This window comes from Sinomicrobium oceani, from assembly GCF_900119185.1.
GTDB classification, from domain to species: Bacteria; Bacteroidota; Bacteroidia; order Flavobacteriales; family Flavobacteriaceae; genus Sinomicrobium; species Sinomicrobium oceani.
In genome coordinates this window covers 1-17,157 of sequence record NZ_FPJE01000029.1, presented here as the reverse complement: position 1 = coordinate 17,157, position 17,157 = coordinate 1, and the positions used below count along the sequence as shown (strand labels likewise).

At 44.4% G+C, this 17,157-nt stretch carries 20 protein-coding genes; 14 read left to right on the top strand and 6 right to left on the bottom strand.

Annotation, left to right across the window (positions count from 1 at the left end):
* Positions 1-13: 13 nt before the first annotated feature.
* The 3 genes from BT112_RS18690 to BT112_RS18680 form a co-directional block, all read right to left on the bottom strand.
* On the bottom strand, positions 14-1,837 hold the full coding sequence (locus tag BT112_RS18690; protein ID WP_072319017.1) for an amino acid carrier protein: 1,824 nt from the start codon (positions 1,835-1,837) through the stop codon (positions 14-16).
* A gap of 228 nt (positions 1,838-2,065) precedes the next feature.
* A complete protein-coding gene (locus BT112_RS18685; RefSeq protein ID WP_072318991.1) occupies positions 2,066-2,293 on the bottom strand; it encodes a PspC family transcriptional regulator in 228 nt (75 codons plus the stop codon).
* Positions 2,294-2,347: 54 nt separating this feature from the next.
* Positions 2,348-3,622 carry a DUF2851 family protein gene (locus tag BT112_RS18680; RefSeq protein WP_072319016.1) on the bottom strand — a complete coding sequence of 425 codons (1,275 nt, stop codon included), beginning with the start codon at positions 3,620-3,622 and terminating at the stop codon, positions 2,348-2,350.
* A gap of 239 nt (positions 3,623-3,861) precedes the next feature.
* On the opposite strand from BT112_RS18680, the gene BT112_RS18675 reads away from it, so the two are divergent.
* From BT112_RS18675 to creD, 3 genes are read left to right on the top strand one after another with little or no spacing between them, the layout of a single operon-like run.
* Entirely contained in the window at positions 3,862-4,422 is a 561-nt protein-coding gene (locus BT112_RS18675) for a hypothetical protein (protein ID WP_245777069.1), read from the top strand.
* A 3-nt stretch (positions 4,423-4,425) separates the two neighbouring features.
* Positions 4,426-4,722, top strand: coding sequence for a winged helix-turn-helix domain-containing protein (locus tag BT112_RS18670; RefSeq protein WP_072318989.1), 297 nt, complete (start codon positions 4,426-4,428; stop codon positions 4,720-4,722).
* A gap of 50 nt (positions 4,723-4,772) precedes the next feature.
* Positions 4,773-6,152, top strand: coding sequence for a cell envelope integrity protein CreD (gene creD / locus BT112_RS18665; RefSeq protein ID WP_072318988.1), 1,380 nt, complete (start codon positions 4,773-4,775; stop codon positions 6,150-6,152).
* 58 nt (positions 6,153-6,210) lie between these two features.
* Here creD and BT112_RS18660 read toward each other — a convergent pair whose 3' ends face one another.
* The 3 genes from BT112_RS18660 to BT112_RS18650 form a co-directional block, all read right to left on the bottom strand.
* Entirely contained in the window at positions 6,211-6,522 is a 312-nt protein-coding gene (locus BT112_RS18660) for a rhodanese-like domain-containing protein (RefSeq protein ID WP_072318987.1), read from the bottom strand.
* 88 nt (positions 6,523-6,610) lie between these two features.
* Positions 6,611-7,228, bottom strand: coding sequence for a thioredoxin family protein (locus tag BT112_RS18655; RefSeq protein WP_072318986.1), 618 nt, complete (start codon positions 7,226-7,228; stop codon positions 6,611-6,613).
* Positions 7,225-7,782 carry a redoxin domain-containing protein gene (locus BT112_RS18650; RefSeq protein WP_072318985.1) on the bottom strand — a complete coding sequence of 186 codons (558 nt, stop codon included), beginning with the start codon at positions 7,780-7,782 and terminating at the stop codon, positions 7,225-7,227. The genes BT112_RS18655 and BT112_RS18650 overlap by 4 nt, the downstream gene beginning before the upstream one ends.
* Before the next feature lie 266 nt (positions 7,783-8,048).
* Between BT112_RS18650 and BT112_RS18645 the strand changes: the two genes are divergently transcribed.
* The 11 genes from BT112_RS18645 (at position 8,049) to BT112_RS18595 (ending at position 17,056) form a co-directional block, all read left to right on the top strand.
* A complete protein-coding gene (locus BT112_RS18645; protein ID WP_072319015.1) occupies positions 8,049-8,498 on the top strand; it encodes a MarR family winged helix-turn-helix transcriptional regulator in 450 nt (149 codons plus the stop codon).
* Between the two features lie 51 nt (positions 8,499-8,549).
* Positions 8,550-9,182, top strand: coding sequence for an NAD(P)H-dependent oxidoreductase (locus BT112_RS18640; RefSeq protein ID WP_072319014.1), 633 nt, complete (start codon positions 8,550-8,552; stop codon positions 9,180-9,182).
* Between the two features lie 43 nt (positions 9,183-9,225).
* Positions 9,226-9,804 (top strand): YceI family protein, encoded by a 579-nt coding sequence (locus BT112_RS18635; RefSeq protein WP_072318984.1) that lies wholly within the window; start codon positions 9,226-9,228, stop codon positions 9,802-9,804.
* Between the two features lie 310 nt (positions 9,805-10,114).
* Positions 10,115-11,509 carry an anthranilate synthase component I family protein gene (locus BT112_RS18630; RefSeq protein ID WP_072318983.1) on the top strand — a complete coding sequence of 465 codons (1,395 nt, stop codon included), beginning with the start codon at positions 10,115-10,117 and terminating at the stop codon, positions 11,507-11,509.
* Positions 11,510-11,541: 32 nt separating this feature from the next.
* Positions 11,542-12,123, top strand: a complete 582-nt coding sequence (locus BT112_RS18625; RefSeq protein ID WP_072318982.1) for an anthranilate synthase component II — start codon at positions 11,542-11,544, stop codon at positions 12,121-12,123.
* A gap of 123 nt (positions 12,124-12,246) precedes the next feature.
* Positions 12,247-13,239, top strand: a complete 993-nt coding sequence (trpD, locus tag BT112_RS18620) for an anthranilate phosphoribosyltransferase (protein WP_072318981.1) — start codon at positions 12,247-12,249, stop codon at positions 13,237-13,239.
* Positions 13,240-13,285: 46 nt separating this feature from the next.
* Complete coding sequence (gene trpC, locus BT112_RS18615) at positions 13,286-14,074, top strand: indole-3-glycerol phosphate synthase TrpC (protein WP_072318980.1); 789 nt, start codon at positions 13,286-13,288, stop codon at positions 14,072-14,074.
* Positions 14,075-14,752, top strand: coding sequence for a phosphoribosylanthranilate isomerase (locus tag BT112_RS18610; protein WP_072318979.1), 678 nt, complete (start codon positions 14,075-14,077; stop codon positions 14,750-14,752).
* Positions 14,737-15,969: a tryptophan synthase subunit beta gene (gene trpB / locus BT112_RS18605; RefSeq protein ID WP_072318978.1), complete on the top strand. Its 1,233-nt coding sequence runs from the start codon at positions 14,737-14,739 to the stop codon at positions 15,967-15,969. The genes BT112_RS18610 and trpB overlap by 16 nt, the downstream gene beginning before the upstream one ends.
* Before the next feature lie 103 nt (positions 15,970-16,072).
* Positions 16,073-16,840, top strand: a complete 768-nt coding sequence (gene trpA, locus BT112_RS18600) for a tryptophan synthase subunit alpha (RefSeq protein ID WP_072318977.1) — start codon at positions 16,073-16,075, stop codon at positions 16,838-16,840.
* Between the two features lie 78 nt (positions 16,841-16,918).
* Positions 16,919-17,056 (top strand): 30S ribosomal protein THX, encoded by a 138-nt coding sequence (locus BT112_RS18595; RefSeq protein ID WP_072318976.1) that lies wholly within the window; start codon positions 16,919-16,921, stop codon positions 17,054-17,056.
* Positions 17,057-17,157: the final 101 nt, after the last annotated feature.

Sequence of the window (17,157 nt, the reverse complement as noted above, 5' to 3'; positions counted from 1 at the left end):
TCAACAATAATAGTTAGTGCTCTCTCTTAGCCGGTTTTACTGGTTGGGGTTTCTTAAAGAGTTCGTTGGCATTCAGCTTACGAACATATTCCCTAAGATCTGAGCGAACTTCACCTGACATGATATACAAACCGATAATATTTGGCAGTGCCATGGCCAGCAGCATCATATCCGAAAAGTCCAGAACAGCCCCCAGGCTGATAGAAGCGCCCAAAACTACGAACATTAAGAATAATATCTTGTATATAAACTCCACTCTTTTGCTTTTCCCGAAAAGAAACGTAGCCGCACGCATACCGTAATACGACCAGGAGATTGCCGTTGAAAAGGCAAACAGGAATACCGCAACGGCGAGTACATAAGGGAACCAGCTGATTACGCTTCCGAAAGCTGCAGAGGTCAGCTGAGCTCCTCCAAGTCCTTCTGCTCCTTCATGAACTCCGGTAAAGATCAACACCAGAGCCGTCAGGGTACACACTACAATCGTATCGATAAAAGGTTCGAGCAAAGCTACAAAACCTTCGGAGACCGGATGCTTTGTTTTGGCTGCGGAGTGTGCTATAGCAGCAGATCCCACACCGGCTTCGTTAGAGAAGGTACCACGACGGAAACCTTGTATCAGCACCCCTATAATTCCACCTTTAAGTGCTCCGGGGTCAAAAGCCCCGTCAAATATCTCCATAAACGCACTGCCGATATGATTGATATGCATAAAAATCACCACCAGGGCAAAAAACACATATAGCGACGCCATAAAAGGCACGATCTTTTCCGTTACTTTGGCTATACTTTTTATCCCTCCGAGAATCACAGCACCTACCAGTAACGCCATAAGCACGCCAAACCAGAAACCATTTCCTTCCAGCACCGGAAACTGCCCCTGTAACTGATCGAAGGCCTGGTTGGACTGGAACATATTACCGGAGCCGAAAGATGCTCCGATACACAATATGGCAAAAACCACGGCAAGTACCTTACCGAACCTTTCTTTTCCACGGGCTTTGAGTCCCTTTACCAGGTAACTCATCGGGCCTCCGAATACCCGGCCATCGGCATGGATTTCTCTGTATTTTACCCCGAGGGAACACTCGACGAACTTGGATGACATTCCGAAAAACCCGGCCAGGATCATCCAGAAAGTAGCGCCGGGACCTCCTACGGCAATAGCAATGGCCACACCGGCAATATTACCCAATCCGACCGTACCGGAAACCGCAGTGGCCAGAGCCTGAAAATGGGTCACCTGCCCCGGAGCCTCGGACTCGTCATAATGTCCGCGGGCCAGTTGAATGGCATGCTTAAAACCACGAATGTTGATAAATTTCATCCGAAGGGTAAAGAAGAGGCCCCCGATAATAAGCCATATTACAATAAAAGGTACGGCTATTGTTCTGGGATCTCCGTTGGGATGTAAAAGAGGACTACCATTGTCGTCATACATCACAGGATCGTATAATCCCATTGCCGCAAAAGGGTCCCAAAACAAAACGGAACCAATTGCATCTACTATAGGCTGCGTGGTTCCGTTGAATATTTCTGTAATCGACTTGGCAGGGACTTCGTACTTTTCGGTGACTGACATCCCGTTGGCATCGGTGACGGTTAAGGTGTAGGGTATCCCTTCTGTAAGCCCGGATGCCGTGTTGGACTTGAGGGGGGTCGACTGATTACTCCATTTATAAGTATAAGGCTCCTGACCTCCTTCCACCCGGACCTCTATTCTACCGTCATTGATGACGTTAGAAGGATTTTCAAGGGTTTCTTTCAGGGTTAATTCTTGTGAAAATACTGTAAAAGAAGTTAGTGTTAAGAGAAGAGAGAGAAATTTATTTCTCATAAAATGCATATTAAATTTTTAGATTAGTGTTAGTGTTTATCTTTCAAAAATATACTACAACAAAATATTTCAAAATTAACGAATAAAAGGGTAATTCGTTAAAAGGGAGCAATATCCAAAAAAAAAGAGTCTAAATCAAGTTTTGAATCTGTTTTCACATCCTGAAAGCTAAAAAAAATTTAAAAAAAGTACCGGGAAAGCATAAAATTAAAACAAGCTGTTTTTTGGCTAAAGGTCAAATACCGATGTTCTTTTGGTATAGACCATATCTTTGAGTTTTAATACGAAAGCCAGGGTAAGATACACGGCAAACCATACTCCCAAGGTTGCAAAAGAAACATAAATAAAGAATAACCGGACATTTTTGGCTTTCATCCCCAGTCTGTCTGCCAGACGGGAAGAAACGGCAAAACCGTGTTTTTCGAAAAAATACCGGATGTTGGTCAGCGTTTTCACGGATGCTAAGATACGTAATAATTGCACATTGCAACAACAAAACACCACGTTCTATCAGGTCTTGAGCAATTGGTGCCCTATAGTACATTCCACACAACGATTTTCAGAACAGTATGCATGATAAAGCTGTAATAATGCCTGACTGTCGGCCACATCCCCGGGCTTGATCCCTATTCCTGTATAACCGGCAGTAATACTGTTTTTTTCAGGATTCAGGCTACGGGCCAGTTCCAGTAGGCGCTCATCCGCTTCCCTCCCCAGATAACGCATGTAACAGAACTTAACGGGAAGTACCGTATTGACGATTAGCAGATCCATAAAATTACGCGAAACTACTTTTCGATGCTTTCCGGATATTTTGCCGAACGTATAGTGGTCGTCCCAGTAGGGCGATGCACTACTCTCCAGTACGGAATAAAAATCGGCCACCCGGTCCGTTTCCATAACCAGTGTAAAAAGGGTCTTTCTTTGGCAATAAAGATTAGCCAGCTGCGACAAGCGTACCGTGGGAAAATTGGCCGGTCTCAGCCGGTGAAAATAAGGAGGTACTACCCCGGCGGACGATAATCCGAACTTTCTTTGCAAATACAGATACTCCTTCCTCAACACCTTCATATAGGTATCGGGTGTTTCGTCTTCTCCGAGCAATCCTGCCTGGCCAAACAACAACGCTTCCATAAGAAGCACTTCGTGTTGTACCTTACGTACGACCTTAAAATCTATTGAATCCGCGACACTTCGAAAAGATTCTCCGTTGATCTTCAATCCGAAATTGCGCATGAGCTGCCTGAAAAAAACGGCCTCCCAGTCATTACCGGATCTTTTGAGATCCTGCAGCACCGTTACCGACTTCCGTTCCATCCTTTCAAAAAACAGGCGTTCGAGATAAGCATCGCGCAAAAAAGGATCTACACGAGCCATACTTTTTTCGCAATTAATAAAACTACAACTGTTCTTCAACAGCTTACGGTAATTCTGCTGCAAATTATCCGGGGTTACAGTTTTAAGTTCCAAAGCAGGGATACGCGTATTATCTCCCCGAAAAACGGGCGCATCATCTTCCCATACCACATGAAGAACCACATTGTCGTAAGCCCTGTCTTTCTCATGCCCATGCGCATACCAGTGCGAAGACCTGATGTGTATTTCCACATTGCCCGCCCATAATTGTCCGCCTATACGCAACCTGGCATCAAAAAAATCCGGACCCGATAAATGATTGTGCTGTCCCGGGGTAATGATCTCTATCTTTTCTCTTGCAACGGTATGCAACTCCCGGACCTGAAACTTTTGAAATTTCCACAAATAATGTAAAAAGTCTTCTTTCATATCACGCTTAAAAAACAATGATTATACGTTGATAAAATACAGTTTACACAGTGCTCGAAAAAACTTCAAGACATAAATATATAAAATTGAGTCCATTACAACAAGCCCTATCATAAAATAGACATATTTTTTACAATCCATCTTGTATATGTCCGTTTTAAAATTAACTTTGCATTTCAAAGTACTTTATTTTGGAATCGAACAAATACCTTCAGGACCTCTGTGACATCAGAACTATGATGCAAAAGTCCACCCGTTTTATTTCATTGAGCGGACTTTCGGGAATACTGGCGGGCATCTATGCCCTTACCGGTGCGGCGATCGCTTACCTGCTCGTAACCAACTCTCCAAGGTCGTATCTGATCCTGGATGGCTATATATTCCGGCTGGTACTCCTCGACCTTTTTCTCGTAGCTTTCCTGAGTGCTGCTACGGCTATATTCCTCACCACGCGTAAAGCCAAAAAAAACGGGGAAAAAATATGGGACAGTGCTTCACGAAGACTCATCATCAATTTCCTGATCCCCATGGTTACAGGAGGCCTATATATACTAATCGTACTGAATCAGCAGAAATACGGGCAAACCGGGGCTTTGATGCTGATATTTTACGGACTGGCCCTTGTCAATGCCTCCAAATACAGCCTGGGTGATATACGTTATCTCGGCTATACGGAAATAGCCCTGGGGCTTATCTGTGCCATGCTTCCAGGTTACGGATTCTGGTTCTGGTGTATCGGCTTCGGCGTCATGCACATCATCTATGGTCTTATTATGTATTACAAATACGACAAAGCGTAGGTTTTGGGTATCATCAACAATATAAACAAAGCTTTCGACCATCGCGTACGCCTGGGGATTATGTCTGTCCTTATGGTAAATGAACATGCCGATTTCAGGGCGCTGAAAGAGCTCCTCGATGTAACCGACGGCAACCTGGCCAGCCATGCCAAAGCACTCGAACAAGCCGGATACATATCAGTACAAAAACAATTTATAGGAAAAAAACCAAATACCAAATATGTTGTGACGACTACCGGGAAAACCGCTTTTAAAAAACACCTGGACGCACTCGAAAAACTCATTAACAGAAATCAATAATTTTTTTAACTAACAACTTTGAAATACAAAGTACTTTAAAAAATAAAAATATGGAACAACATCAAAAAGACAGGGGAAAATTCGGCGCCTGGATCAGAACATCCGTAACAGCCAGAATGCTTATGGTAGGATTTCTCATCCTTATATTATTGATACCATTATCCTTTGTCAAAGATCTTATTCGGGAAAGATCGTCACGAAAACAGGGGGTAATGAATGAAATCAGCGAAAAATGGGGAGACGAAGTGATCTTATTCGGACCTGTTCTTGAGATTCCATACAAAACATTCCGCCAAAAGACTGTTGTAGAAGAAAGCACCAAAAAAATGTTTACGGAGACCATTGAAGAAGTTTCGTATCTTTATGTTTTCCCCGATGCTCTCGACATCAATTCCCGGGTGAATCCGGAAGAGAAATATTACGGCATCTACAAGACCAGTGTGTACCAGAGTTCGACATCCTTGTCCGGATCATTTTCTATACCCGACTTTACAGAACAGGAAATAAAAGAAAGCAACATACTGTGGGAGAGGGTCAGGATCGTCATGAAGATGTCCAATCAGAAAGGGGTTAGCAACCAGGCCAAAATTACCATGGGATCGCATACATACGATTTGAAATCCCGCTACGTGGCGGAGGAAAACTACGGGAACAGGCCGGCACTGCAAACCCTGGAAAGTCCTGTATTAAAAGAAAAAGATGTGCCACACACGGCAAATACCGGTTTTTCCATGACGCTGGATATACGCGGAAGCCGGCAAATGAGCTTTATCCCTGTCGGAAAACAAACAACAGTAGCCATGACTTCCCCATGGCAAACCGCTAACTTTTTCGGAAAATTTCTGCCACATAACGACGGTAAGATACACGAAAACGGTTTTGATGCACAATGGAAAATACTGGAGATCAACCGCCCCTTCTCCCAACAGTTTATCAATCAGCTTCCCGATCTGGAAACATACGCCTTCGGTGTTAATTTCATGATCCCTGTCGACGATTACCAGAAAAGCGAGCGAACTTCCAAATACGGTTTTATGGTGATAAGCCTGACCTTCCTCGTTTTTTTCCTGATCCAGACCCTCAGCAAGATCCATATCCACCCTTTTCAATACCTGATGATAGGGCTCGCCCTGGTTATGTTCTACACTTTACTGATTTCCATATCGGAGCACAGTAATTTTTTTAAGGCTTATCTCATAGCAGGCACCTCCGTGATTGTGCTCATCAGCACATATTCGTTATCCATACTGAAATCACGGATGTTCTCCCTGTTTATTATGTTGTCGCTGGTTGCAATTTACACCTTTATATATATCATCATACAGCTCGAAAACTATGCGCTCATCACAGGAAGTACAGGTCTTTTTGTTATACTGGCCATCGTGATGTTTATTTCCCGAAAAATAGACTGGGGAAGCGAGAACCAGTAAAAAAAAGCGCCCTTTCTCACAAAAACGGAGAAAGGGCGCTTTTTTTACTCTTTATATTTTATGCTACGATGTCTCCCTCCCACTCCAGGATACCACCGAGGAGATTATAAGCTTCATCAAAGCCCAACTGTTCCATCAATGCACAAGCCTGAGCACTTCTGGCTCCCGAACGACAATACACATAATAAGTCTTGGACTTATCCAGCTTTTCGAGTTCGTCTATAAACCCTTGTCCCTGACGGATATCTATATTGATCGCATCGGGAATATAACCGTCTTCAAATTCTTCTTCGGTTCGAACATCCAGAACAACAGCCTCTTTATGCTGAGCCACCTGCTCCGCCCATTCTTCTTGAGTTAAATCTGCCATAATTTTTCTTTTTTTCAAAATTAAGCAAAACAAAAAAACCCGCGACTATATGTACACGGATTATTTATCTTCTTCAAAGGCCAGGGATTTATTTTATTCCACATCCTATAGCCTTGGTTGTTGTAATCCGTATTTCCTTCCCCTCAAGCATAGCATTGACTGCATCTTCTGCATAACGGTTTTCTACCGAAGCAGCATCCTGGTAATTATCGTCTATAGCACCTATATACTTAACCTCATTTCCATGAGTTTTACGTTCCAGCAAAAACACGTGAGGAGTACGGGTTGCCCCGTAAAGGGGATAGATCTTTTGCTCCTTGTCGAGCAAATACGGAAAAGCAAATTTCTTCTGATGCGCTCTAACCTTCATCTCCTCAAAACTGTCTCGTGGAGACTTTTCCGGATTATTGGGATTAATGGCAATAACCGGAACCCCCATCTTGCTGTATTTTCTGTCCAGGGCAATAATCCGGTCTTCATAAGCCTGTGCATAAGGACAGGTGTTACAGGTAAAAATAAGAAGGTATCCTTTGGCATTTTCATAATCGGACAGGGATACCATTTTCCCATCGATATTAATAAGACTGAAATCTTCGGCAATATCTCCTATACGGTATCCTTCATCCACAGGATGCGAAGGCCCGCTGAAAGACCCCATGGTCAATACGACGGTGAGTAACAATGAGATTCGTAGTAGTGGTTTCATTTTGTATCTGTTAAAGCATTCAGGTTTTCTTCGAGTTCTGTGTAGGTCAGGGACGACTCATAAAATGCGCGTCGATCCTTGTTATATATCAATGTTGCAGGTATGGCTCCGGACCATTCCTCGGCTACCTTGGGTATCCAGTCGTTCTGCCGGGGATCGTCGAGAACAACCACTCTCGATGTCAACGCTTCACGCTTCACGAAAGGGAGGAGTTTTTTATCCAATGTGCCAGGCATATCAAGACTCACCAGTACCACTTCCACTCCGCTATCCTTATACTTTTCCCCAAGACGTTCAAAATACGGCAGTTCTGTCACACAGGGCTTACACCATGTCGCCCAGAAATTAACGACATAGGTCTTCCCGTTCTTCCTGTTCAGTAAAGGCTCTAGCCCTTCAAAATCATAAACACCGATCTGAATAGCTCCGTCAGTCACAACATTTTTGGGAAGGCCCATTTTAAGCCCTTCGTCAACTTTCCGGACTCCTTTTTTGCCAGCCCGGTTACAGGAAATCAAAATTACAAAAAACAAGCAGGTTACACACAGTTTCATTTCCATATTTTTTTATTCGGTGCTCCGTAAATCCTTATCACCATACTTCCCGAAGCTCATTTTTTTTAACATTCCCATAGCACATTCCATACCGGCATCTTCCGCAAGTTATATGCTAATTTTTAATCATTTAAACAACACCACATCTTTATAAAGATAAAAATAAGGACTTCCTTCGTTTGCGATTTAACAAAAATTTAGCAAATGTTAGCAAGGACAATCTTAAAAACAATTACATATTTGTACATACAAATGTTGTATGGACAATGAAAATTGAAGATGTTATAAAAACACAGAATATGCAAATGCACACCCGGACTATCATCAACCTGGTGTACACGGCCAATGAAATAAACAACAGTATATCCGATGCGATAAAACCTTTTGAAATTTCAATACCGCAATTCAACGTCTTGCGTATTCTGAAAGGGCAAAAAGGGCAACCTGCAAACCTGTCTACCATACAGGACCGCATGATTGCCAAGATGAGTAATACCACCCGTATTGTAGACAAACTGATAGACAAAGGACTGGTAAAGCGTATCCAATGCCCTAAAAACCGTAGAAAAGTAGAGATCTTTATTACTAAAGAAGGGCTCACACTTCTCGAAAAAGTAAATATTGCAGTAGCCGATACGGAAAAAGAAATCGTAAGCCGGCTGAGCGAAGATCAACTGGAGATGCTCAATCAGGTGCTGGACACCCTAAGGAGCTGACCCGAATTTAAACATAATATGAATATACAATCCGACAAAATCCGAATTAAAATGAATCATGTTATAGAATCGCTACAATGGAGGTATGCGACTAAAAAGTTTAACTCTGCGGCCAAATTATCCGATGAGCATCTGGATACTCTGAAAGAAGCCATTCGTTTATCCGCTTCTTCTTACGGTATGCAGCCTTATGAGGTATTTATCATACAAGACCCGGAAATTCGTAAACAACTCAGAGAAGTATCCTGGGGACAGTCACAGATTACAGATGCTTCATGTCTTATCGTTTTCGCATCCAAAACCGATGTAACGGCTTCCGATACCGAAGCTTACATGAAAAATATCAGTAAAACCCGGAATATTCCCGTCGAAAACCTTTCCGGATACGCAAATATGATAAACAATGCCGTAGTACAGTTACCTACAGACATTAAAGGTAACTGGACCGCTAAACAAGCCTATATAGCACTGGGAAATTTACTGGCTACAGCCGCCCAACTCCGTATCGATGCGTGCCCTATGGAAGGTTTTGATGCCGATGGTTATGACCGTATACTCGGGCTCAAAGCCCAAGGGCTACATACTGCCGTTATTGCCGCGGTAGGTTACCGTGCCCCGGAAGATGATATGCAACACCTGCCGAAAGTAAGGAAAACTGCAGAAGAATTATTTCACACTATATAAGTAACATCTTAACATTTAACATCAATACACAATTATCTGAAACATGAAAAACAAATTTGCAAAAGTAGCTTTAACGCTCACAGTGGCTTTTAGTGCCGTAGCTTTTTCAACTATCGAAAAAGAGAAGAAAACCGTTGACACCTCTACCAGTAAAGTTACCTGGAAAGGATATAAAGTAACCGGTTCTCACGAAGGTGTAGTAGACATCAAAGAAGGACATCTTGTTTTTGAAGGTGATAAGCTTACAGGAGGAGAATTCGTAGTAGATCTTACCACGATCAGTGCTACCGACCTTGAAGGTGAATACAAAGATAAACTTGACGGCCACCTGAAGTCCGAAGACTTTTTCGATGTACAAAAGTATCCTACAGCCAAAATGGTGATCACCAAAGTAAAATCTACCGGAAAAAATGCTTATAAAGTAACAGGAGACCTTACTATTAAAGAAAAAACCCATCCGGTAAGTTTCGAACTTTCTGTTTACGGAAATAAAGCAACGGGAGCGATAAAAATTGACCGAAGTAAGTATGACGTTAAGTACAATTCCGGTAGCTTTTTCAAAAATCTTGGAGACAAAACCATTTACGATGAATTCGACCTGGTTGTCGATCTGAATTTCTAAGTAAAGCAGAAAAATACCTATGACAAAAAAGGGTCCTTTTGCTCTCAAAAAGGACCTTTTTTTTAAATCTCAGCTAAAAAATTGTTATAAAAGCATTTTGCAGCTTGTAATTATCGTTTTCCTTTCTATATTTGTAGCAAACAAAATCAAATGCACAACATTTTAAACAATACTTGGTGGTGGAGCAACTTACGTCAGAACGTCGTGAGCTAAGACCCTGTTAAGTATTTTTAAAACCAAAATACAAAAGGCTTGTCAATCACGACAAGCCTTTTTTGTTTTCCGTACGCTATATAACTTTGAAAGAACAATGATACATTTAACCACACATTACAAACAAATACTCGCAGATACGATAACGCCGGTCAGCGTTTACCTTAAGATAAGAGACAGGTATCCCGGCAGCCTCCTGCTGGAAAGCAGCGATTATCACGCCAACAACAACAGCTTCTCTTATATATGCTGCAATCCCATAGCCAGTATAGAGGTGAAAAAAGGGATCATCACCACCTCCTATCCGGACGGTAAGAGCGCACAGACCGACATAGAAAAAAACACCGACGTTCCCCAGGCCATACATGATTTTGCCCGTGCTTTCCAGACCGAAGACAACGGGTTTAAGTTTATCAACAAAGGGCTTTTCGGTTACATTGCCTATGACGGTGTCCGACATTTCGAGGATATTGAGATCTCCCGCAAGGAAGACACACTGGACATCCCTGACATTTATTATGCCGTATATCAGAACATCATAGCCATCAATCATTTTAAAAACGAGGCTTATATTTTCTGTCACAGTACGGACGGCACCAATAATATCCCGGAGATCGAGCAATTGCTCCAGTCCAAAAATTTCGCCACGTACAATTTTTTCAAAACCGGGGCTCCCGTATCCAATCTCACCGATGAGGAATACAAAAAAAGTGTGGAATACGCCAAAAAACACTGTTATCGCGGCGATGTCTTCCAACTTGTATTATCCAGAAGATTCTCCCAGGAATTCAAAGGAGACGAATTTAATGTGTACCGTGCCCTGAGAAGTATAAACCCCTCTCCTTACCTCTTCTTTTTCGACTATGGTAACTTTAAGATCTTTGGTTCTTCACCGGAAGCACAGCTCGTTGTCAAAGACAGAAAAGCAGAGATACACCCCATAGCCGGAACCTTCCGCCGTACCGGAAATGACGAACAGGATACGGTTCTGGCCAGGCAACTGGCCGAAGATGCCAAGGAAAATGCCGAGCATGTAATGCTTGTAGACCTTGCGCGTAACGATCTGAGCCGGCACGGACATCATGTCAAAGTAGAGACCTACCGGGAAGTACAATTCTTCTCGCATGTCATCCACCTTGTCTCTAAGGTAACCGGTAAACTTCATGAAAAGGCCTCTACCATGCAGGTTGTCGCCGATACGTTTCCTGCGGGTACACTCAGCGGGGCTCCCAAACATATGGCCATGCAGCTCATCGACAAGTACGAAAACTGTAACCGGGACTTTTATGGCGGAGCCATTGGGTTTATGGATTTTGAAGGCAACTTTAATCATGCCATCATGATCCGGACCTTTCTCAGCAAAAATCACAGGCTTCATTATCAGGCGGGGGCAGGGATCGTCTCCGAATCGAGTCCCGAAAGCGAATTACAGGAGGTCTTTAATAAACTCGGGGCACTTAACAAAGCCATGGACTTGGCCGAAAGCATTTAATCACGTCCTATCAATACAAGAACAGCAAAGTGATGAAAACACAGAAAATACTGGTTATCGATAATTACGACAGTTTCACATACAACCTCGTACATTATCTCGAAGACCTCGGAGGAGAAGTTACCGTAAAGCGTAATGACCAGCTCCTGCTGGAAGAAGCCGAAGATTTTGACAAAATATTACTGTCTCCGGGGCCCGGAATCCCCGACGAAGCCGGCCTTCTCAAAGACATCATCCGGAAATACGCTCCGACAAAGAGCATTCTCGGGGTTTGTCTCGGCCAGCAGGCCATAGGCGAAGTCTTCGGCGGAAAGATCATTAACCTGAACAAGGTGTATCACGGTGTAGCTACTACCGTAAAGATTATCGTAAAAGACGAACCTCTTTTCGAAGGCCTCGATAAAGACATTGAAGTCGGCCGCTACCATTCGTGGGTAGTAGCCCCGGAACTTCCCGATACGCTCGAAGCCACTTCTTTCGACGAGAACGGACAGGTGATGTCGCTTCGTCACCGCGAATACGATGTAAAAGGAGTACAGTATCACCCCGAATCCGTCCTCACACCGGATGGCAAAAAAATATTGAAAAACTGGCTTAAAAGCGGTAACAGCTAATAGCAGGAAGTCACAAGTCCGGAGCGAAAATAAATCATCCGATATGATGATGGTACTGAAGAAAAACATCAAATAACTCCGAACTCCGGCTTTATACTTCGGACTTCGGATAAAAAAACAATAATGAAAGCCATACTAAACAGACTGATCAACCACGAAACCATCTCCAAGGAAGAGGCCAGGAACGTATTGGTTAATATTTCACAAGGGTCATACAACACCAGCCAGATCGCAGCATTTTTAACGGTCTATATGATGCGGAGTATAACCGTAGAAGAACTGGAAGGTTTTCGCGATGCGCTTCTGGAACTCTGCATCGCCGTAGAACTGGACGGCTATGAAGCTATTGACCTGTGCGGAACCGGTGGAGACGGAAAAGACACATTCAATATTTCCACACTGGCATCGTTCATCACGGCAGGGGCCGGAATTCCGGTTACCAAACACGGTAATTACGGTGTTTCCTCTAAATGCGGCTCCAGCAATGTTATGGAATTCCTGGGTATCAAATTCTCAAACGATCCCGATTTCCTGAAACGTTCTATTGACAAAACCAATATCTGTGTCCTTCACGCACCGCTCTTCCACCCGGCCATGAAAAACGTCGGTCCGATCCGTAAAGAGCTTGCCGTAAAAACATTTTTCAATATGCTCGGCCCTATGGTGAATCCAGCGTTTCCCAAAAACCAGATGGTCGGGGTATTCAACCTCGAACTTGCAAGAATGTACGGATATCTCTATCAGAATACCGATAAAAACTATACCATATTGCACGCGCTCGACGGGTATGACGAACTTTCACTCACCGGTCCGGCCAAAGCAATCCGCAACAACTCCGAACAAATGCTTACCCCGGAAGACTTCGGGGTGAACAGCCTGGACAGTGCGGCTATTAAAGGAGGTGAAACCATAGAAGCATCGGCTGCCATTTTTATGGACGTTATCAGCGGAAAAGGAACAGAAGCCCAGAACAATGTAGTCTGCGCCAATGCAGGAATGGCCATTGCCACCGCAAAAGACCTCACTCCAAAGGAGGGGTACGATATGGCAAAGGAAAGCCTGTTCTCCGGAAAGGCTCTGCAATCCCTCCGCAAACTACAGGAAATCAGCAGGTAAACGACAAACAAATATTAATTATCAGGAACCTTAAAAACAGAACCTTATGTCTAACATCTTAGACAAGATCATAGCTGATAAACGCAGAGAGGTCGAACTCAAAAAAAGTATAGTCCCGGTCTCTCAACTGGAAAACGCTGTCCTTTTTAGCCGTACAACAACATCGCTTGCGGGCAAACTGAAAGCCAGCAAATCCGGTATTATTGCCGAACACAAAAGGCGTTCGCCGTCAAGGGCCGTAATAAACCAGGCCTTGAGTGTTGCTGATGTAGCCGCAGGATATGAAAACGCAGGAGTATGTGGTATGTCGGTACTTACCGATGGCAAATATTTCGGCGGATCGCTCGACGACCTGTTACAGGCCAGGGCAGCCACTACCCTTCCCCTGCTCCGAAAAGAGTTCATCATGGACGAGTATCAGCTCCTCGAAGCCAGGGCATATGGAGCAGATGTCATACTTCTTATTGCCGCGGTCCTGACCAAAGAAGAGATTAAATTCCTTTCCGGATTTGCCAAATCGCTCGGGCTCGATGTACTGCTCGAAGTTCATAACGAAGAAGAACTCCGCAAATCCATTATGCCCGGTATCGATATGCTCGGGGTAAACAACCGTAATCTGAAAACTTTCGAGGTCAGTATCAATACCAGTAAACAACTCTCCGGCATCATCCCCGATGAGTTCGTCAAAGTATCCGAAAGCGGCATCAGTGATCCGGCTACTATAAAAGACCTGCAACAATATGGCTACGAGGGCTTTCTGGTAGGAGAAAACTTTATGAAAACAGAAGATCCCGGCCGGAGCGCCGGTGCATTTATTACAGACATCCTCCGTTAAATGGCCGAACATTCAGCATATCACCATCAACCACTACTCAAAGTGTGCGGCATGAAATACCCGGAAAACATCCTGGAGGTCGCTGCGCTTGGGCCCGACTACCTCGGCTTTATTTTTTATGACAAATCTCCGCGATATTTCGACGGAATTATTCCGGAGATTCCCGGGAAAATAAAAAAAACCGGGGTATTCGTCAATGCGACCATACATGAGATAACCCGAAAAGCCACGCAATATCAATTACAGGCCGTGCAGCTTCACGGCGGGGAACATGCGGTATTCTGCCGGGAACTCCGGCAGGTTTTACCAGCAGTGGAAATCATCAAAGTATTTTCGGTAAAAGACCAATTCGATTTTAGTCGGTTGCACCCTTTCGAAGATGATGTGGATTATTTTCTCTTCGACACCAAAGGCGAGCAACCCGGAGGAAACGGTTACACGTTCGACTGGGGTGTCTTCCGGAATTACCCTTCGGAGAAACCCTTTTTCCTGAGCGGAGGAATCGGACCGGAAGAAACCGGACTGATCACCGGATTCCTGAACAGTCCGGGGTATAACAAAGTGGCCGCGCTATGCCACGCTATCGATGTAAACAGCAGGTTCGAAACGGAGCCTGGCAGGAAGAACACAAAACAATTACAAGAATTTAAATCAAAAATATTATGTCAGCACCAGTAAAAATTGCCTCCCCGATCGGAGGAAATGCGGGTAAAGGGGCTTATCATGTCAGCGAACGCGGTTACTACGGTGAATTCGGAGGTGCGTTTATCCCCGAGATGTTATACCCGAATGTCGAAGAACTCCGACGGAAATATCTCGAAGTCATGAGCGAACCTTCGTTTAAGCAAGAATTCGATCAGCTCCTTAAAGATTATGTAGGTCGTCCTTCCCCGCTCTATTTTGCAAAACGGATGTCCGAAAAATACGGCACAAAAATCTATCTCAAACGGGAAGACCTCAACCATACCGGCGCCCATAAGATCAATAACACCATAGGCCAGATCCTCATGGCCAGACGGCTTGGAAAAACGAGGATCATCGCCGAAACAGGTGCCGGGCAGCACGGCGTGGCTACCGCTACGGTTTGTGCACTCATGGGAATGGATTGTGTTGTTTACATGGGAGAGATCGATATTGCACGACAGGCACCGAATGTAGCCCGTATGAAAATGCTCGGCGCTGAAGTCCGCCCCGCACGCTCCGGGAGTAAAACCCTGAAAGACGCCACTAATGAGGCTATCCGCGACTGGATCAACAATCCGGTAGATACGCACTACATTATCGGGTCGGCTATTGGCCCGCATCCCTACCCGGATATGGTGACGAGATTCCAGAGCGTAATATCCGAAGAGATCAAGGCTCAGCTCCAGGAAAAAGAAGGACGCGAAAATCCCGATTATGTGGTAGCCTGCATCGGAGGAGGAAGTAATGCTGCCGGAACTTTTTATCACTTTCTGGATGAAGAACAAGTGAAGATTATCGCCGTGGAAGCTGCCGGAAAAGGAATTGATTCCGGGGAAAGCGCCGCAACTTCCGTCCTCGGACATCAGGGTATCATTCACGGATGCAAGACCCTGCTCATGCAAACTCCTGACGGACAGATTACCGAACCTTATTCCATTTCAGCCGGGCTTGACTATCCGGGAGTAGGACCTATGCACGCCCACCTTTGTACCTCGGGCCGTGCTACTTTCAAATCGATCACGGATGACGAAGCCATGAAAGCCGGACTCGAGCTGTGTAAAACAGAAGGTATTATTCCCGCTATAGAATCGAGCCACGCCCTGGCCATTTTCGGAAATACCTCATTTAAAAGTGATGATGTGGTTGTGGTTGCCCTTTCCGGAAGGGGAGACAAAGACCTCAGCACATATATCGATCACTTCGGACTTTAAATCGTGATAAACCCGCTTGGGAACACACCTTTCCTCCGGGAACCGGGCACATCATATTTCGAATCTCAACGGTACTGAAAGGCACCGAAAAAAAATATAAAGAATGACGACCAACAGGATACACAAAAAGTTACAGGAAGATAAAAAAATCCTGTCCATATATTTCACAGCAGGCTATCCGGGGCCGGAAGACACGGTCTCCATCATCCAAAGCCTTCAGGACAGCGGGGTGGATATGATAGAGATAGGCCTCCCCTTCAGCGATCCGCTGGCCGATGGCCCCACCATTCAGGAAAGCTCTACGAAAGCCCTGAAAAACGGCATGACTACAGCCAGGGTATTCGAGCAGCTCCGGGATATCCGTAAAACTGTAGACATTCCCCTTATTATCATGGGCTATTTCAATCCCATTATGCAATACGGCGTGGAAGATTTCTGCAAAAAATGTGCGGACACGGGGATAGACGGACTCATCATTCCGGACCTTCCGGTGGATGTTTACGAAGAAGAGTACAAAGATATGTTCGAAAAATACGGCCTGGCCAACATATTTCTCATTACACCGCAAACCCCGGACGAAAGAATACGCTTTATCGATTCGGTCTCGGACGGTTTTATCTATATGGTAAGCTCTGCCAGTGTTACCGGAGCAAAAAGTACTTTCGGAGAAGAACAGCAACAGTATTTTGAGCGCATTCATAACCTCCGGCTGAAAAACCCTCAAATTGTAGGCTTCGGGATCAGCAATGAAGAAACATTCCGCGCCGCCACCCATCTGGCTAAAGGCGCCATTATAGGCTCTGCTTTCATCAAATCTCTGAATGACAAGGGAAAAGACGGCATCCCGGATTTTATCCGTACGATTCGTTAGCGTCTCACACCCGAATCCGTTTTTGTCTTTCTATAGAATTTAGTAACTTGTGGCTAAGTTTAACCAAATGATTAAAAAATGGGAAAAGGAGACAAAAAAACGAAAAGAGGTAAAATAATCATGGGGTCTTACGGAAAATTACGCCCCCATCGCCGGAAATTCAAGGTTCGTTCCAAACACATTAAAGCGGAAACAGTAAATACGGCAGATCAGTAAATACCTTAAAGAGAGAACAACACATAAAAAAACCGGCGGATCCAGAATGACATGCCGGTTTTTTTGTTTAATATGCTTTGGCAAACAGCACCCGCTTCCTC

Excerpts from the sequence above, each read along its gene's own strand:
- BT112_RS18690 (WP_072319017.1), bottom strand. The coding sequence starts at position 1,837 with ATGAGAAATAAATTTCTCTCTCTTCTCTTAACACTAACTTCTTTTACA.
- BT112_RS18680 (WP_072319016.1), bottom strand. The coding sequence starts at position 3,622 with ATGAAAGAAGACTTTTTACATTATTTGTGGAAATTTCAAAAGTTTCAG.
- BT112_RS18675 (WP_245777069.1), top strand. The coding sequence starts at position 3,862 with ATGCAAAAGTCCACCCGTTTTATTTCATTGAGCGGACTTTCGGGAATA.
- creD (WP_072318988.1), top strand. The coding sequence starts at position 4,773 with ATGGAACAACATCAAAAAGACAGGGGAAAATTCGGCGCCTGGATCAGA.
- BT112_RS18660 (WP_072318987.1), bottom strand. The coding sequence starts at position 6,522 with ATGGCAGATTTAACTCAAGAAGAATGGGCGGAGCAGGTGGCTCAGCAT.
- BT112_RS18655 (WP_072318986.1), bottom strand. The coding sequence starts at position 7,228 with ATGAAACCACTACTACGAATCTCATTGTTACTCACCGTCGTATTGACC.
- BT112_RS18650 (WP_072318985.1), bottom strand. The coding sequence starts at position 7,782 with ATGAAACTGTGTGTAACCTGCTTGTTTTTTGTAATTTTGATTTCCTGT.
- BT112_RS18645 (WP_072319015.1), top strand. The coding sequence starts at position 8,049 with ATGAAAATTGAAGATGTTATAAAAACACAGAATATGCAAATGCACACC.
- BT112_RS18640 (WP_072319014.1), top strand. The coding sequence starts at position 8,550 with ATGAATCATGTTATAGAATCGCTACAATGGAGGTATGCGACTAAAAAG.
- BT112_RS18635 (WP_072318984.1), top strand. The coding sequence starts at position 9,226 with ATGAAAAACAAATTTGCAAAAGTAGCTTTAACGCTCACAGTGGCTTTT.
- BT112_RS18630 (WP_072318983.1), top strand. The coding sequence starts at position 10,115 with ATGATACATTTAACCACACATTACAAACAAATACTCGCAGATACGATA.
- BT112_RS18625 (WP_072318982.1), top strand. The coding sequence starts at position 11,542 with ATGAAAACACAGAAAATACTGGTTATCGATAATTACGACAGTTTCACA.
- trpD (WP_072318981.1), top strand. The coding sequence starts at position 12,247 with ATGAAAGCCATACTAAACAGACTGATCAACCACGAAACCATCTCCAAG.
- trpC (WP_072318980.1), top strand. The coding sequence starts at position 13,286 with ATGTCTAACATCTTAGACAAGATCATAGCTGATAAACGCAGAGAGGTC.
- BT112_RS18610 (WP_072318979.1), top strand. The coding sequence starts at position 14,075 with ATGGCCGAACATTCAGCATATCACCATCAACCACTACTCAAAGTGTGC.
- trpB (WP_072318978.1), top strand. The coding sequence starts at position 14,737 with ATGTCAGCACCAGTAAAAATTGCCTCCCCGATCGGAGGAAATGCGGGT.
- trpA (WP_072318977.1), top strand. The coding sequence starts at position 16,073 with ATGACGACCAACAGGATACACAAAAAGTTACAGGAAGATAAAAAAATC.
- BT112_RS18595 (WP_072318976.1), top strand. The coding sequence starts at position 16,919 with ATGGGAAAAGGAGACAAAAAAACGAAAAGAGGTAAAATAATCATGGGG.